The organism is Edwardsiella anguillarum ET080813 (assembly GCF_000264765.2).
Taxonomy (GTDB): Bacteria; Pseudomonadota; Gammaproteobacteria; order Enterobacterales; family Enterobacteriaceae; genus Edwardsiella; species Edwardsiella anguillarum.
This window is the reverse complement of record NZ_CP006664.1, coordinates 3,846,113-3,860,183: the sequence shown is the minus strand read 5'-3', so window position 1 is coordinate 3,860,183 and position 14,071 is coordinate 3,846,113. Positions and strand designations below refer to the sequence as shown.

Sequence of the window (14,071 nt, the reverse complement as noted above, 5' to 3'; positions counted from 1 at the left end):
GAGGTGTTATTGCGGAGAAAACGGCGGGACTGCGCCCGCCGACAGGAGAAACGTTTGTCTTGGCTCAGCGCCGCAGGTGGATCTGGGGGCCGCCGGTTTCGGGGTGGCGTCCCGCCGCCAGATCGGCCCGATACCAGTGTGACAGCAGCGCCGGATCCAGTACTTGCTCCGGTGTTCCGCTGGCGACCAGCGTCCCCTGGTGCAATAGCAGGATGCGATCGGCATACAGGGCGGCCAGATTGAGATCGTGCAGGATACAGCAGACCGAGAGCGGCTCGCGGCGGGTCATCCCGTGCAGCAGGCGCAGCAGGTGCTGCTGGTGAAACAGATCGAGCGCAGAGGTCGGCTCGTCGAGAAATAGCCAGCGCGGCTGGGGGGTGGGATGCCACAGCTGGGCCAGCGCTCGCGCCAGCTGTACCCGCTGCTGTTCGCCGCCGGAGAGTGTGCGATAGTCGCGATCCGCCAGCGCCAGGCAGCCGCTCTGCTGCATCACCGTCTGCAGCGCCTGCTGCTGTCCCTCGGGGCAGGGTGAGCGCCCCATGGCGATCACCTCGCGTACGCTAAAGGGAAAGGCCAGCGCGCTGTGCTGGCGCATCACCGCCCGTCGCTGTGCCAGCTGCTGCGCAGGCCATGCGGCCAGCTCCTTCCCCAGCAGGGTGCAGCGCCCGCTGTCCGGGCGTAAATAGCCCGCAAGCAGTCGCATCAGGGTCGATTTTCCCGCCCCGTTGGGGCCGATAATGACCACCAGCTCGGCGCAGGGCAGGGTCAGCGACACCTGGCGGATCAGCGTTCGGCCATGATCGCTATAGGTGAGCTGCTCGGCCTGCAGTCTGGGGTTATTGGCCATGACTTACCTCCCGGTAGCGCAGTATCAGCCAGAGAAAATAGGGGCCGCCCAGTAGGCTGGTCAGCATCCCGACCGGCATTTCCGCCGGGGCCGCCAGGGTGCGGGCCAGGGTGTCGGCCAGCAGCAGCAGGCAGGCGCCGCCCAGGGCTGCGCAGGGCAATAGCCAGCGGTGATCGGCGCCGAGCCGCAGGCGGAACAGGTGGGGAATCACCAGGCCGATAAAGCCAATGACGCCGCTGACTGCCACCGCGCTGCCGACCAGGATGGCGCTGAGAAGCAAGAGCTGGCGCTTGGTGCGCGCCACGTCGAGCCCGAGGTAGTGGGCCTCCTCATCGCCCAGCTGCAGCAGGTTCAGGCGCTGGGCCCGGGTGAGCGCGAACAGGCTGGCCGGCAGGATCAGCAGGGCGCTGGCGCCCAGCGTATGCCATTCGCTGCGCGACAGAGTTCCCATGCTCCATAGGGTGAACTGGCGCAGCTGCTGATCGTCGCTCAGGTAGCTCAGCACCCCGACCAGGGCAAAGCAGAGGGCGTTAATGGCGATCCCGGCGAGCAATAATCGTGACAGTGTCACTGATGCACCGCGGCTGAGGAGATAAATCAGCAGCGAAATGGCCAGGCTACCGCCAAACGCCGCCAGCATTTGGGCATACAGCGCTAGCAGCGGCGAGAGCGCCAGCGGGAGCACGATGGTCAGCGCCACGCACAGCGCAGCGCCGCTGCTGATCCCCAGCAGGGCGGGATCGGCCAGCGGGTTGCGGAACAGCCCCTGCATAAGGGTGCCGGAGACGGCCAGCGCAATACCGATAACCGCCGCCAGCAGCACTCGCGGCAGGCGGATGTTGAGCCAGATCTGCCACTGGAGGGGATCGCTGTCGCGCAGCAGCGCGACGGGCGACAGGCGCAGTGCGCCCAGGTGGGCGGCGGCCAGCGTGGTCAGCATCAATAGACCCAGTAGCAGCGCCAGCGTCAGGCGCGGTGAACGACGGATCATGGTCGCTGTGCCTGCTCAGCCGCGTTACGCAGGGCGGCCAGCGCATCTGGTGTGCCGAGGGTAAAGCCCAGCAGCGCCATGTCATCCAGCACCAGGACCCGCTTTTCGCGCGCCGCCGGCGTTTGGGCCATCCCGGGCAGCGTCCATACCCGCTCCGGGCCTCCCAGCGCCTTGGCGCCATCGCGGCTGATCAGGATCAGATCCGGCTGGGCGGCGATGACCCCCTCCTGGGAGAGCGGCCGGTAGCGGTTAAAGCCCTGCATGGCATTCTTGCCCCCGGCGGCGCGGATGATGGCGTCAGCGGCGGTCTGGCCTCCGGCCGCCATCGGCGTCATGCCGCTGTGGCTGAGGATAAACAGCACCCGGGTCGAGAGGGGCGAACGCGGGATGGTGGCCAGGCGCCGCTGGTAGTCCTCGATCAGCGCCTGTCCCTGCGCTTCGCGCCCCAGCGCGCTGGCCAGCCGGTGGATTTTGTCGCCGACGGCCTCCAGGCGGTTGACGCTGGCCACCGGTACCACGGTGACGCCTACCGCGCTTATCTGTGACAGCGCGATGGCCGGCTGAGCCTGATCGCTGGTGAGCAGCCGGGTCGGTTTCAGAGCGAGGATACCCTCTGCGTTGAGCTGGCGCATATAGCCTACGTCCGGCAGTGCGGCGGCGGCGGCAGGCTGGGTGCTGGTGCTGTCCCGGGCGACGACCAGATCGCCCGCCCCCAGGGCAAACACGATCTCCGTCACGTCACCGCCGATGGTGATCAGGCGTTCACCGGCCTGGGCGCCGACGCTGCACAGCGCCAGCAGCAGTATTGCCGAGGTGATTCTGGTCATTATGCCTGCTCCTGTGTCAGCGGCGCCAGGGCCGCCAGCTGCTCGCGCCACTGCGTCTGCTCCGCCTTGCCTTCGGTGCGCTGGCCGAACAGCTGGGCTATCTGGGTGCCGTCGGCGGCGAACAGCTCCAGGCTGCTAACCATGCCATCGCGGGTCGGTTTACGGGTGATCCAGCTCTCCGCGATGGCCGGGGCGAACAGGTGCAGGGTAAAGCGCGGATTAAAGACGTTGAGCCATTGATCCTGCGGGGTCAGCCTGGCGATTTCACCGGTGAAGATCTGCACGCAGCCACGGTTACCGACGAAGATCATGATCTCATTCTGGCACCGCTGCGCCTGGGTCAGGATCTGCTGCAGAGCGACGTTGTCTACCCGGCAGGCCAGATCATCGGCGACGGCGGCAAAGGCCTGCTGGCGGCTGACGCCATGGCGCTGCAGCAGCGGGAAAAACTGGTGTACATCGGTCATGGCGCGCCATTCGCGCTCCAGCGCGGCGGCGTCCAGCGCCGGTGCGGCGGCAGGGGCGCGCGCGCAGAGGCCGGGGAAGGCCGGATTCCCGTCGCCGGTGAAGCGGGAGACCAGCGCGTGCCAGGCCGCCATATCGCTCTCTTGGGTAGCATAGATCTTATGTACGGCGTCGCCCTGTGGGTCAAAGCACTGCAGGCTAAAGCGCTCGCCGCGCGCGCTCTGCTCACGCAGGGCAAAGGCGGCGTGCCAATGCTGTAAAAACAGGCGCAGATCCAGCGCCCGCGGGTTGAGGATCAGCCCGCTGTGGTCGCTCAGGTGCGCGTTGTCATAGCGCCCCAGATGCTCATGTACGGCATACTCGTTGCGGGTGATGGCGTTAACCTCGCCCAGCGCGGCACAGGCCGTCAACAGAGCCGCGGCGTCAGCGTACAGACGGACGGCGTCGTGGCCGACGCGGGCCCGGGTCAACTCGCCCTCGCTGACGCCCAAAATCTGCGCCAGATCGCGGGCGTAGGCGCGCGGGTGCTGCTGGCGGGCGTTCAGGTAGCGGGTATACAGGTCATGGCTCATGCAAAGATCCTTTTTTATGGTGCAGGTGAAAACAGGGCGTGCTAACGCCCCGGGGTGAAAATCACGCTACCACTGGTAGCTGAGCAGCAGACGGGCGCCGCGGCCATCCTGCAGCGCGCCGCTCGGCGCGTAGTAGGCCTTGTCAAACGCATTGCTCAGGACGGTGGTGGCGCTGAACTGGTTGCCCAGCGCCGGGGTGCGGTAGCTGACATAGAAGTCATTGACGCCATAGCCGGCCTGCGGCTGTGTCCGGCTGTCGTTGGTGTAGAAGGCGGCGGCAAAGGTACCGACCCAGCCGACGGAGAAGCCGCTGTGGGCCAGCGGAATATCTAGCCGGTTGCTGAGGGTGTCCGGCGTCCCGTTGGCAATCCAGTCGCCGCTTTGGCTGTTTTTTCCGCGGGTGCGGTTATAGGCCGATTCCCAGCTAAACCGATCGCTGCGGTAGTTCAGCACGACGTCCCAGCCCCACAGTTTGACATCGTCAACGTTGATCGAGGTGGTATAAAACTGGCGCTTGGCGAAGTCGTTGACCACCTGCGTATCGATATAGTTCTTGGCGCGGGTGCCAAAGTAGCTGGACTTGAACTGCAGGCTGTCGCCCTCGGCCAGCAGATCGTCGAAGCGTAGCCCAAAGCCGGCCTCTTGGGTGGTGTTGCTCTCCGGGCGCAGGTTGGGGTTGGGACGCCAGTAGTTGACAAAGGGCCCGATGCTGAAGTGGCGGCCGTCGTTGTAAATCTCCCCGATGGTCGGCGCCCGGAAGGCCTGGGCGTAGCTGGTAAATAGCATCAGCCAGTCGGCCGGGGTAACGGTAACGGCCGCCCGGGACGACCACTTGTTCGCGCTGATATCGCCATGGCTGTCGCTGTGGGCCCGGTAGTTATCGTAGCGGGTGCCGGCCACCAGGCTGACGGGCAGATCGCGCAGGGTTATCTCATCCTGCAGCCAGCCCGAGGCAAAGCGGATGTCCGCCTGGGGATAGGCGCTGGCGCCGCCGCCCGGACGCTGGCTTTGGCCGTAGGCTTCGCTACCGTAGGTAAACAGGTGGGCGGCAGGGCCGTCAGTCCACAGACGGCTGCGGTTTTCCGCCCGTAGCCCCAGAGTTCGCTGGGTTCGGCTTTCCTCGCTTTCTCCCTGGGGACTGGCGGTAATCCGGACGTCGGAGTAGTACGGCCGCAGGCCGGCATCCAGCCAGGTACTCTCCAGCGGTTTGAGGCGGTACTCCAGCTGCAGATCGCGCTGGATAGTGTCGCGACGGGTCATGACGCTGCGGGCGCTGGCCTGGATATCCTGCGGATTTTTGGGCTCACGGGCGGCGTTGTCGTAATAGCGCAGGCTGGCGCGTAGCGATTGGGCATCGTCGATGAGCCAGGTGCCTTTGGCTAACAGGTTGCCGATAGTTTCGCGGTTGGCGGCGCGCTCCCCGCCGCCGAGGCGCAGGTCGCCGCGTTGGCGGGTGCTAAAGGAGAGCAGGCCGTCCAGCGTATCGCTGCGGGCGTAGGCGCTGGCACCCAGGCCCAGGCTGTGATCCTGGGTGCCGCCGCTGGCAAACAGGCGGTAGCCGCTTGTTTTCCCCGGTAACAGTAGGTCGGCGGCATCGACGGTCTGGTAGGCGATGACGCCGCCCAGCGCGCCGTTGCCATACAGCAGGGCGCCGGGGCCGCGCACCACCTCGACCCGTTTGATCAGCGCCGGATCGAGAAACGTCCCGTTCAGATGACCTGTGTCGGTTCCCTGGCGTACGCCATCGACCAGGACCAGAACGCCGCGGTTATCGTAGCCGCGCAGCGTGATGTCCTGGCCATTGCTGCGACCGACGCCGCTCAGGCTGAGCCCCGGGACATTGCGCAGCATCTCCGGCGCGGAGGCCGCGCTGGCGGCCACCGGGTCCTGCTGGTCGATGACGGTGACCATCATGGGGGCGCTGAAGCTGTCGCGCTGGTTTCCGGTGGCGATAACGGTCACACTGTCGCCGCTCTCCGCGGCCAGCAGCAGGGTGGGGGTCAGTAGGATGGCGCCGATGGCCAGGGTAAGCGGCCGCAGGGCAGGGTTGAAAAGCATAGGCATGACTCAACACTCCAAATGTAATATGGCATTGGGACTGCTGGCTGCCTTGCCGCACCGCGGGTATGCGGCGGGCTGGGTGGCTGGCAAAACGGTGTCAGGGCGTTATGACATCTATTTAGTCAGGATCAGTTTGCCCGATCGGGTCTGGCGTAGCTGGTAGTGTTCTCCCTGGTGGGTAATGGTCACTCGGCCTTCCTGACCGAGCAGGGTGTGACTGGCGATGGTGCTGCCCGGCGGCGCAGTACGCTCGTGCGTCACTCTGGTACGGGGTGAATCGGGGGTCGCTTTTTCCATAGTGAGTACGTAGGATAAAATTCCGCTCTTCATCTTAATGATAATCATTATCGTATAAGCCGCCGGCGACGGCAAGCAGTTTTTAGCGTGCCTGGCGCTCGGGCGGCGTCAGATGGCGGTCTACCAGCGTGTGGATCTGCCCCCAGGCCTGCGGCATCTCCATCAGACGGTACATCCACTGCGCCAGATCGGCGCGGCGCACCAGACCGTGGTGCGGCGTCCGGTGCAACGTGGCCTGCCCGCTGGCGTCGCCATCCAGCAGCCCGCCGGGGCGCAGAATGCAAAAGTCCATACCGCTACTCTGCAGCCAGCACTCCGCCAGGCTCTTTTCCCGCACCGCGTGGCCGAAGGCGGCGCGGGCGCGCGGCGACAGCAGTGGCCAGCTCTCCCCGCAGCCCAGCGACGTCACTAACAGCATCCGGGCGATCCCCTGTTCGACGGCGCAATCGATAATTGCCCGGTGGGCGAGATAGTCGTGACCGCCGCCGCCCAGGGTGGAGAGGATCGCGCTGTGTGGGCCCGCCTGACGGTATAGCACCCCCAGCGCCTGTGTATCACAGGCATCGCCCAGCGTGACCTGAACGCCGAGATTGTGCAGGCGTTGGGCCTGGGCCTCCTTACGCACCAGGGCATACAGCGGGCGATGGCCCGCCGCCCGCTGTGCCAACGCCAGGCCGGCGCCCTGTCCGGCGCCAAACAGGATCCACGGCGTCATGCGCGCGCTCCTTCGCTGGGCAGCGTCTGCGCCAGGGCGCGGAACGCGGCCAGGGGCTCTGCCCGCAGGCGGCGCTGCGCATCCCGGCCGACGAACACTTTCAGCATGGCCTGTCCTTCTGGGTTGATAAACCACACGCTGGCGGTCTCCATCCCCATGAAGGGACGCTCAACCAGTGCGATATGTCGGCAGCGCTGGGCGCGGATATGGCCGCTCAGGCCGCCCTCACCGCGCAGGTTGAAAAAGCCGTGTCGGTGGGCGCCGCCGGGCAGCGGCCCATGAAACTCCAGAATTAAATCGGGGTTGTTGATAAGCGTGGTGACGTCGCCCCAGCCGGTCAGGGTTTGCCAAACCCGATCAAAGGCGCCCCCGTCGCACAGGGTGACCTGCGGCAGGCGGCGCAGGACGTCCAGCGCCGACAGCGCGAAGCGCTGGGCGATCGCTTCAACGGTATCCGTCGGCGCCGTGGATAGAAAGGCGTCCAGTTCGGCAACGCGTTGCTGATGTTCAGGATGCATGGTGTTTCTCCGGGTGTGTGTGCTGGGGGGAGTGCGCGGCGCGAGCGCCGGCGCTGGAAGGTGTTGTCTGCGAGGGGGCCAACAGCTGGGCCAACAGCTGCTGCAGGGCCTGCAGCAGATTGCTGGCCCAAAAACGCCCGCGTGGCGTCAGCGTGAGGCAGTGCTCCCGCAGGCGTAGCAAATCACAGGATTGCCACTGCAGCAGCAGCGGCAGCAGCGGCGCAGGATCGTCGAGCAGGGTGGCGAGATCCAACCGCCCGGTTTCGATGCCGCCCTGCAGCGCCAGGCGCCAGCGGTGCTGCGGCGCGGGCGCGCTCAGCATCATCAACGGCTTGTCCGCGGTGTCCAGCCGTTGATAGTAGGCCTCCAGGGAGCGCTGCAGCATATAGGACTGGCCATCCAGGTGGCCGCCGGCGCCGCTGCCGAAGGCCAGACAGTCGGCACCCTGCTTGATCAGCAGGTTATACAGGTTGCGCTCGCGGGTGGTACGTGCCCAGTGGCTGTTGCTGAGCTGGCGCCAGCCCCGCTTATCCAGCTCATCGAGCGCATGCAGGTAGAATGCCTGGCGCTCGGCGGCGTCGGCGACGCGGGCGCGGGCGTTGGCGACGGCCTTGGCCAGCGGCGTCGAGGGCAGCAGATTGAGCGCGTAGAGATCGACGCCGTCCAGCGGTAAATCGTTGACGATATCCAGATCGTTTTGCCACTCCCGTGCGGTCTGTCCCGGCAGACCAAACATCAGGTCGCAGATCACCGCCGCCCGGTCACGCTCGGCCAGCGCCCGCAGAAAGGCGATGGCCCGATCGCGATCGGCCCGCCGCCCCATGCGCTGGCGCAGACGAGTATCAAAGGTCTGGATACCGATGGAGAAACGGTTGGCGCCGGCCGCCAGACAGGCGTCGATACGTGCATCGTCAAAGTTCAGCACGCGTCCTTCGACGGTGATTTCGCCGTCGGCGGCCAGCGGTAGCGCGCTGCGCAGCTGGGTGATCAGGCGATACAGCTGCTCAGCGCTCAGGGCGCTGGGGGTGCCGCCGCCCAGGTAGACGGCGTGGATGGGCGCCGACTGCTGCAGCGGCAGGGCGCTCTCCAGGGCGATTTCGCGCTGCAGGTAGTCGCAGTAGCGGGCTACGGCCTGTTCGCTGAAGCGGTTTTGATAAAAGCCACAGAAGGTACAGTGGGTGGCGCAAAAGGGGATATGTACATAGACCAGGCGCTTATTGGGCGACAGGGTGCGCTGGCACAGCTGCTGCCAGCCCTGCGCCAGGGCGTCGGCGGGCAGGGGCTGCTGATGGCGCCAGGGCATGGTGGCCCAGCGTTCGGGGAAGGGAATGCCTTCGGCCGCGGCCAGATAGGGGGTAATGTCCAGCGTCATGGTAACTCTCCGTTAATACCTGAACTGCGCGGCATTGAATGATAATAGTTATCATTCGATCAACGGTAATGCGAATTGTTCATGATCTGGATCAAGCGAGAGAGCACAAAAAGATAAAGCGCGGGGGATCAGGGGATGTCGGGACGCCGCGGGCGGGCGTCCCGTTCGTGCTCAGAGGCGGCTGCCGGCCGCATCGGCCAGCTGGGCCAGCAGCCGTTCGCTGTCCTCCCAGCCCAGGCAGGGGTCGGTGATCGACTGCCCGTAGATCAGCGCCTGTCCGGGCAGATTTTTCTGCGCCCCTTCGGCGATGAAGCTCTCCGCCATGATCCCGACAATACTGCGGGAACCGGCGCGGATCTGGCCGGCGACCGCCTCGGCGACGTTAAGCTGCCTGCGGTGCTGTTTCTGGCTGTTGCCGTGGCTGGCGTCGACGATCAGGTAGGGCGGTAGATCGAACTGGCGCAGCTGCTGGCAGGTCTGCTCCACGTCGGCCGGATGGTAGTTGGGCACCTTGCCGCCGCGCATGATGATATGGCCAAACGGGTTGCCGCTGGTCTGGTAGATGGTCATCCGGCCATCCTTATCCGGCGACAGGAACATATGGCTGGCGCGGGCGGCGCGGATGGCGTCGATGGCGATGCGGGTGCTGCCGTCGGTGCCGTTTTTAAAACCGACTGGACAGGAGAGCGCCGAGGCCATCTCGCGGTGGATCTGGCTCTCCGTGGTACGCGCGCCGATGGCGCCCCAGCTGATCAGGTCGGCAATATATTGCCCGGTCACCATATCTAAAAATTCTGTCGCGGTGGGCACTCCCAGCTGATTGACCCGCAGCAGCAGCTCACGGGCCAGACGGATGCCGTGGTTGACGCGGCAGGCGCCGTTCAGATCCGGGTCGGAGATTAGCCCCTTCCAGCCGATAACGGTGCGCGGCTTCTCAAAATAGGTGCGCATCACGATCTCCAGACGATCCCGATAGCGCTGGCACAGGGGGGCCAGGCGCTGGGCGTAATCCAGCGCCGCTGCCGTATCGTGGATGGAGCAGGGACCAATGATGACCAGCAGGCGGGGATCATCGCCCTGAAGGATGCGTTCAATTCGTTTTCGTGACGTTGTCACGTGTTCTGCCACCGACGGATCGATAGGCAGTTGCTGCGCCAGTTCTGCGGGCGAAATCAGTGTATCGATGCGCGCAGTACGCAGTTCATCGGTTTTGTGCATGGCTGTCTCTAAAGCTGGTCTTCTCAACGGCAGGAGTACCGGGAAGTGATGGGGATCACGATAAAGCAATTACCGGACAAATCAATAGAGCGGCGCTGCTTTTGTGAGCAGTTGATGTACTTTCTTACTAGTACATGCGTCAGGTCGCACAATAAGCGCCTTTTTTGCCCGCCCCGCGACGCATGGATGCGGCGGCAGGGGCAGGCGCCATCTCAATACATGCGGCGATTGAGCCCCAGGGTATCGATGATTTTGGCGGCGATCTCTTCGACGGAGTGGTTGGTGGTATTGAGGTAGCGGATCTGGTGCTTGCGGTAGAGCGCCTCGACCTCACCCAGCTCCAGACGGCACTGGCGCAGGGACGCGTAGCGGCTGTTTTCCCGGCGTCCCTCACGGATCGCCGTCAGCCGCTCGGGGTTGATCGTCAGGCCAAACAGCTTGTCCTGGTGTTCGCGCAGCGCGGGGGGCAGCTGCAGGTTGTCCATGTCGTCGGCGGTGAACGGATAATTGGCGGCAAAGATGCCAAACTGCATCGCCAGATACAGGCTGGTGGGGGTCTTGCCGCAGCGTGAGACGCCCAGCAGAATCACCTGGGCGCGCTCCAGGTTGCGCAGCGAGATACCGTCGTCGTGGGCTAGGGTGTAATCAACCGCGGCGATACGCGCATCGTAGCGGTTCAGATTATGGGCCGTTAGACCATGGGTCAGGTTGGCAACGTGCACCGGCTGGATACCCAGCTCCGCCTGCAGCGGCGACACCAGCGCACGGACGATGTCCTGGCAGAAGCCCTCGCTGCTTTCGATAATCGTGCGGATGCGCGGCGAGACGATAGAGTAAAACACCAGCGGGCGATCGCCGCTGCGCTGGTAGATGGCGTTGATTTGCTGCCGTACGGCCTCTGCCCGCTCTTCGGTTTCGACAAAGGGCAGGGTATAGCTGGTGGCGTCCAACGCGAACTGCGACAGCACGGCGTGCCCTAGCACCTCTGCGGTAATGGCCGTTCCGTCGGAAATATAGAACACGCTTCTCTTCATGCTCTCCTCCTGTTGATGGGGGCTGGACCACCGCGACCGCGGTATGTCGCTGCCCGGCTGATAAATAGCACGAATGTATTTTTAAGACTACAGTTAATTGAAGACTGGTCAGGAAAGTCTTTGCTTTCAATATGCTGTAGCCATTCTGCCGCCACTGTGCCCCGCACTGCCGGTCGATACGCTGACGATCGCGCGCGGCGTGCTTCAGCATGGGCGTGACGGGGGGAATAATGGCTGACGTATTTCAGCACATCCAAGTAAAAAAGTGCGTTTTTTCCATTGAAGGCAAATTCTACGCTAGGTGTAACGATTCACCTATCTTGGTCTGTGCCGACATTGTGTTAGTCTGATTATGCCGCGTTGGCGGTGTCTTGTCTCCGAAACCCATGCTTTGAAATAAAAGGATTGCTTCGATGTCTAGTAATGGCGCGCAATTACAGAATGTGGTGTGGTACAACCAGCTCGGGATGCACGATGTCGAGAGGGTCGGCGGTAAAAATGCCTCTCTGGGAGAGATGATAACCAACCTGTCTGAGCTGGGCGTGTCGGTGCCGAATGGCTTTGCCACAACGGCGCAGGCGTTTAATGATTTTCTGGAACAGAGCGGCGTCAACCAGCGGATCTATGCGCTGTTGGATCAGACGGACATCGATGACGTAGACGCACTGGCGCGGGCGGGAGCGCAGATCCGCCGCTGGGTGATCGAAACCCCGTTTCCGGCGACGCTGGAGGCGGAGATTCGCAGCGCCTATGCCACCTTGGCCGCGGACAACGCCAATGCCTCCTTCGCCGTGCGCTCCTCGGCGACGGCGGAGGATATGCCCGATGCCTCGTTTGCCGGGCAGCAGGAGACCTTTCTCAACGTACAGGGCATCGATGCGGTGATGACGGCGGTGAAGCATGTCTTCGCCTCGCTGTTTAACGATCGCGCCATTTCGTACCGGGTACACCAGGGCTATGACCACCGCGGCGTGGCGCTCTCTGCCGGGGTGCAGCTGATGGTGCGCTCCGATCTGGCGGCCTCCGGGGTGATGTTTACTCTGGATACCGAGTCGGGATTCGATCAGGTGGTCTTTATCACCTCGGCCTATGGGCTGGGCGAAATGGTGGTGCAGGGGGCGGTAAACCCCGATGAGTTTTACGTGCACAAACCGACCCTGCAGGCGGGGCGGCCCGCCATCGTGCGCCGCACGCTGGGCTCGAAGAAGATCCGCATGGTGTATGCCGACAGTCAGGAGCACGGAAAGCAGGTGCGCATTGAGGATGTCCCCGCGGCGCAGAGCGGGCGCTTTAGCCTGAGCGACGGGGAGATCCAGCAGCTGGCCCGGCAGGCGCTACTGATCGAACAGCACTATGGCCGTCCGATGGACATCGAGTGGGCCAAGGATGGGCACAGCGGCAAGCTGTACATCGTTCAGGCCCGTCCGGAGACCGTGCGGGCCAACGAGCAGGTGATGGAGCGCTATCAGCTGAGCCAGCGCGGCGAGGTGCTGGTGGAGGGGCGCGCCATCGGCCATCGCATCGGCGCCGGGCCGGTGAAGGTGATTACCCGCATCAGCGAGATGCACCTGATCCAGGCGGGCGATGTGCTGGTGACGGACATGACCGATCCGGACTGGGAGCCGATCATGAAGCGGGCCTCGGCGATCGTCACCAACCGCGGCGGACGCACCTGCCATGCGGCGATTATCGCGCGTGAGCTGGGGATCCCGGCGGTCGTCGGCTGCGGCGATGCCACCGAGCGCCTGCGGCCGGGGACGGCGGTGACGGTGTCCTGCGCCGAGGGGGATACCGGCTATGTTTACCGCGGGCAGATCGACTTCAGCGTGCAGAGTTCGCAGGTCGAGCAGATGCCCACGCTTCCCCTGAAGATCATGATGAACGTCGGCAACCCGGACCGCGCCTTTGACTTCGCCCGCCTGCCCAACGATGGCGTGGGGCTGGCGCGCCTGGAGTTCATCATTAACCGGATGATCGGCGTGCATCCGCGCGCGGCGCTGGAGTTCGATCGCCAGGATGCGGCGGTACAGGCGGAGATCCGTCAGATGATGCAGGGGTTTGACGATCCGGTGGAGTTCTACGTCAGCCGCCTGACCGAGGGCATCGCGACGCTGGCGGCGGCATTCTGGCCCAAGCGGGTGATCGTCCGCCTGTCAGACTTTAAGTCGAATGAGTATGCCAATCTGATCGGCGGTGAGCGCTATGAGCCCCATGAGGAGAACCCGATGCTGGGGTTCCGCGGCGCCGGTCGCTATGTGGCGGAGAGCTTTGCCCCTTGCTTCGCCCTGGAGTGCGACGCCATTAAGCGGGTGCGCAATACGATGGGGCTGACCAACGTCGAGGTGATGATCCCCTTCGTCCGCACGGTGGAGCAGGCGCAGGCGGTGGTCTCCCAGCTGGCGAAAGAGGGGCTGCGCCGCGGTGAAAACGGCCTGAAGGTGATCATGATGTGCGAGATCCCCTCCAATGCGTTGCTGGCCGACGATTTCCTGGCCCATTTCGACGGCTTCTCCATCGGCTCTAACGATATGACGCAGCTCACCCTGGGACTGGATCGTGACTCTGGGGTGGTCTCTGCGCTGTTTGACGAGCGCAACGCGGCGGTGAAGGCGCTGTTGTCGATGGCTATCCGCAGCGCCAAGGCGCAGGGGAAATATGTAGGGATCTGCGGTCAGGGCCCCTCGGATCATGAGGACTTTGCCCGCTGGTTAATGGAGCAGGGAATTGACAGCCTGTCGCTGAATCCGGATACGGTGGTACAGACCTGGATTAATCTGGCAGAAAAATAAGCGTTATTTTGGCCACAGGCTAAACGGTCGCTGCGATGCGGCCGTTTTTTCTAGCGCTTTTATTTCTTCTCGCCGCGATACAAATAAATGATCGGTTACCATTTGAAACATGGCGGATAAAAAAAAAGCCCATCAAAGCGATGGGCAAAGACTACACACAGCAATAGGGAGAGAAATCCGCAGGCCCGCGCTGGCACCGATGCACATTTCTGGATCCGGGGGAATCAGACGGTTTTGGGAGTGATTCTTATTGACACCGCGCTGAAGACATTACAGGGCTGGATTATATATCTAATTTATTACTATGACGATAGCTAATCTATAAAAAATGGAGAATACAGAAATTTCACTGGGCAACGGGAGGA

The 14,071-nt window shown here is 63.8% G+C and carries 12 protein-coding genes; 1 reads left to right on the top strand and 11 read right to left on the bottom strand.

Annotated features, from left to right (window positions below):
- Positions 1 to 64: 64 nt before the first annotated feature.
- The 11 genes from ETEE_RS17310 to ppsR form a co-directional block, all read right to left on the bottom strand.
- Complete coding sequence (locus ETEE_RS17310) at positions 65 to 847, bottom strand: heme ABC transporter ATP-binding protein (RefSeq protein WP_034163371.1); 783 nt, start codon at positions 845 to 847, stop codon at positions 65 to 67.
- Positions 837 to 1,838, bottom strand: a complete 1,002-nt coding sequence (locus ETEE_RS17305; protein WP_034163372.1) for a FecCD family ABC transporter permease — start codon at positions 1,836 to 1,838, stop codon at positions 837 to 839. The genes ETEE_RS17310 and ETEE_RS17305 overlap by 11 nt, the downstream gene beginning before the upstream one ends.
- The gene (locus ETEE_RS17300; protein ID WP_034163373.1) at positions 1,835 to 2,665 is read right to left on the bottom strand and encodes a heme/hemin ABC transporter substrate-binding protein; all 831 of its coding nucleotides are present in this window, start codon (positions 2,663 to 2,665) and stop codon (positions 1,835 to 1,837) included. The genes ETEE_RS17305 and ETEE_RS17300 overlap by 4 nt, the downstream gene beginning before the upstream one ends.
- The gene (locus tag ETEE_RS17295; RefSeq protein WP_034163374.1) at positions 2,665 to 3,702 is read right to left on the bottom strand and encodes a hemin-degrading factor; all 1,038 of its coding nucleotides are present in this window, start codon (positions 3,700 to 3,702) and stop codon (positions 2,665 to 2,667) included. Before ETEE_RS17295 ends, ETEE_RS17300 begins: the two co-directional genes overlap by 1 nt.
- A 66-nt stretch (positions 3,703 to 3,768) precedes the next feature.
- A complete protein-coding gene (locus ETEE_RS17290) occupies positions 3,769 to 5,766 on the bottom strand; it encodes a TonB-dependent hemoglobin/transferrin/lactoferrin family receptor (RefSeq protein WP_034163375.1) in 1,998 nt (665 codons plus the stop codon).
- A gap of 111 nt (positions 5,767 to 5,877) precedes the next feature.
- Positions 5,878 to 6,108 carry a hemin uptake protein HemP gene (gene hemP / locus ETEE_RS20915; RefSeq protein WP_034163376.1) on the bottom strand — a complete coding sequence of 77 codons (231 nt, stop codon included), beginning with the start codon at positions 6,106 to 6,108 and terminating at the stop codon, positions 5,878 to 5,880.
- 34 nt (positions 6,109 to 6,142) lie between these two features.
- Positions 6,143 to 6,775, bottom strand: a complete 633-nt coding sequence (locus ETEE_RS17280; RefSeq protein ID WP_034163377.1) for an NAD(P)H-binding protein — start codon at positions 6,773 to 6,775, stop codon at positions 6,143 to 6,145.
- Positions 6,772 to 7,293 carry a heme utilization cystosolic carrier protein HutX gene (hutX, locus tag ETEE_RS17275; protein ID WP_034163378.1) on the bottom strand — a complete coding sequence of 174 codons (522 nt, stop codon included), beginning with the start codon at positions 7,291 to 7,293 and terminating at the stop codon, positions 6,772 to 6,774. Before hutX ends, ETEE_RS17280 begins: the two co-directional genes overlap by 4 nt.
- Complete coding sequence (gene hutW, locus ETEE_RS17270) at positions 7,283 to 8,665, bottom strand: heme anaerobic degradation radical SAM methyltransferase ChuW/HutW (protein WP_034163379.1); 1,383 nt, start codon at positions 8,663 to 8,665, stop codon at positions 7,283 to 7,285. Before hutW ends, hutX begins: the two co-directional genes overlap by 11 nt.
- Positions 8,666 to 8,836: 171 nt before the next feature.
- The gene (locus tag ETEE_RS17265; RefSeq protein ID WP_034163380.1) at positions 8,837 to 9,883 is read right to left on the bottom strand and encodes a 3-deoxy-7-phosphoheptulonate synthase; all 1,047 of its coding nucleotides are present in this window, start codon (positions 9,881 to 9,883) and stop codon (positions 8,837 to 8,839) included.
- Positions 9,884 to 10,095: 212 nt separating this feature from the next.
- On the bottom strand, positions 10,096 to 10,917 hold the full coding sequence (gene ppsR, locus ETEE_RS17260; RefSeq protein ID WP_034163381.1) for a posphoenolpyruvate synthetase regulatory kinase/phosphorylase PpsR: 822 nt from the start codon (positions 10,915 to 10,917) through the stop codon (positions 10,096 to 10,098).
- A gap of 413 nt (positions 10,918 to 11,330) precedes the next feature.
- Between ppsR and ppsA the strand changes: the two genes are divergently transcribed.
- The gene (gene ppsA / locus ETEE_RS17255; RefSeq protein WP_034163382.1) at positions 11,331 to 13,706 is read left to right on the top strand and encodes a phosphoenolpyruvate synthase; all 2,376 of its coding nucleotides are present in this window, start codon (positions 11,331 to 11,333) and stop codon (positions 13,704 to 13,706) included.
- Positions 13,707 to 14,071 lie beyond the last annotated feature (365 nt).

Bases quoted from the DNA above. Each gene is read 5' to 3' on its own strand.
- ETEE_RS17310 (WP_034163371.1), bottom strand. From the start codon at position 847: ATGGCCAATAACCCCAGACTGCAGGCCGAGCAGCTCACCTATAGCGAT.
- ETEE_RS17305 (WP_034163372.1), bottom strand. From the start codon at position 1,838: ATGATCCGTCGTTCACCGCGCCTGACGCTGGCGCTGCTACTGGGTCTA.
- ETEE_RS17300 (WP_034163373.1), bottom strand. From the start codon at position 2,665: ATGACCAGAATCACCTCGGCAATACTGCTGCTGGCGCTGTGCAGCGTC.
- ETEE_RS17295 (WP_034163374.1), bottom strand. From the start codon at position 3,702: ATGAGCCATGACCTGTATACCCGCTACCTGAACGCCCGCCAGCAGCAC.
- ETEE_RS17290 (WP_034163375.1), bottom strand. From the start codon at position 5,766: ATGCCTATGCTTTTCAACCCTGCCCTGCGGCCGCTTACCCTGGCCATC.
- hemP (WP_034163376.1), bottom strand. From the start codon at position 6,108: ATGATTATCATTAAGATGAAGAGCGGAATTTTATCCTACGTACTCACT.
- ETEE_RS17280 (WP_034163377.1), bottom strand. From the start codon at position 6,775: ATGACGCCGTGGATCCTGTTTGGCGCCGGACAGGGCGCCGGCCTGGCG.
- hutX (WP_034163378.1), bottom strand. From the start codon at position 7,293: ATGCATCCTGAACATCAGCAACGCGTTGCCGAACTGGACGCCTTTCTA.
- hutW (WP_034163379.1), bottom strand. From the start codon at position 8,665: ATGACGCTGGACATTACCCCCTATCTGGCCGCGGCCGAAGGCATTCCC.
- ETEE_RS17265 (WP_034163380.1), bottom strand. From the start codon at position 9,883: ATGCACAAAACCGATGAACTGCGTACTGCGCGCATCGATACACTGATT.
- ppsR (WP_034163381.1), bottom strand. From the start codon at position 10,917: ATGAAGAGAAGCGTGTTCTATATTTCCGACGGAACGGCCATTACCGCA.
- ppsA (WP_034163382.1), top strand. From the start codon at position 11,331: ATGTCTAGTAATGGCGCGCAATTACAGAATGTGGTGTGGTACAACCAG.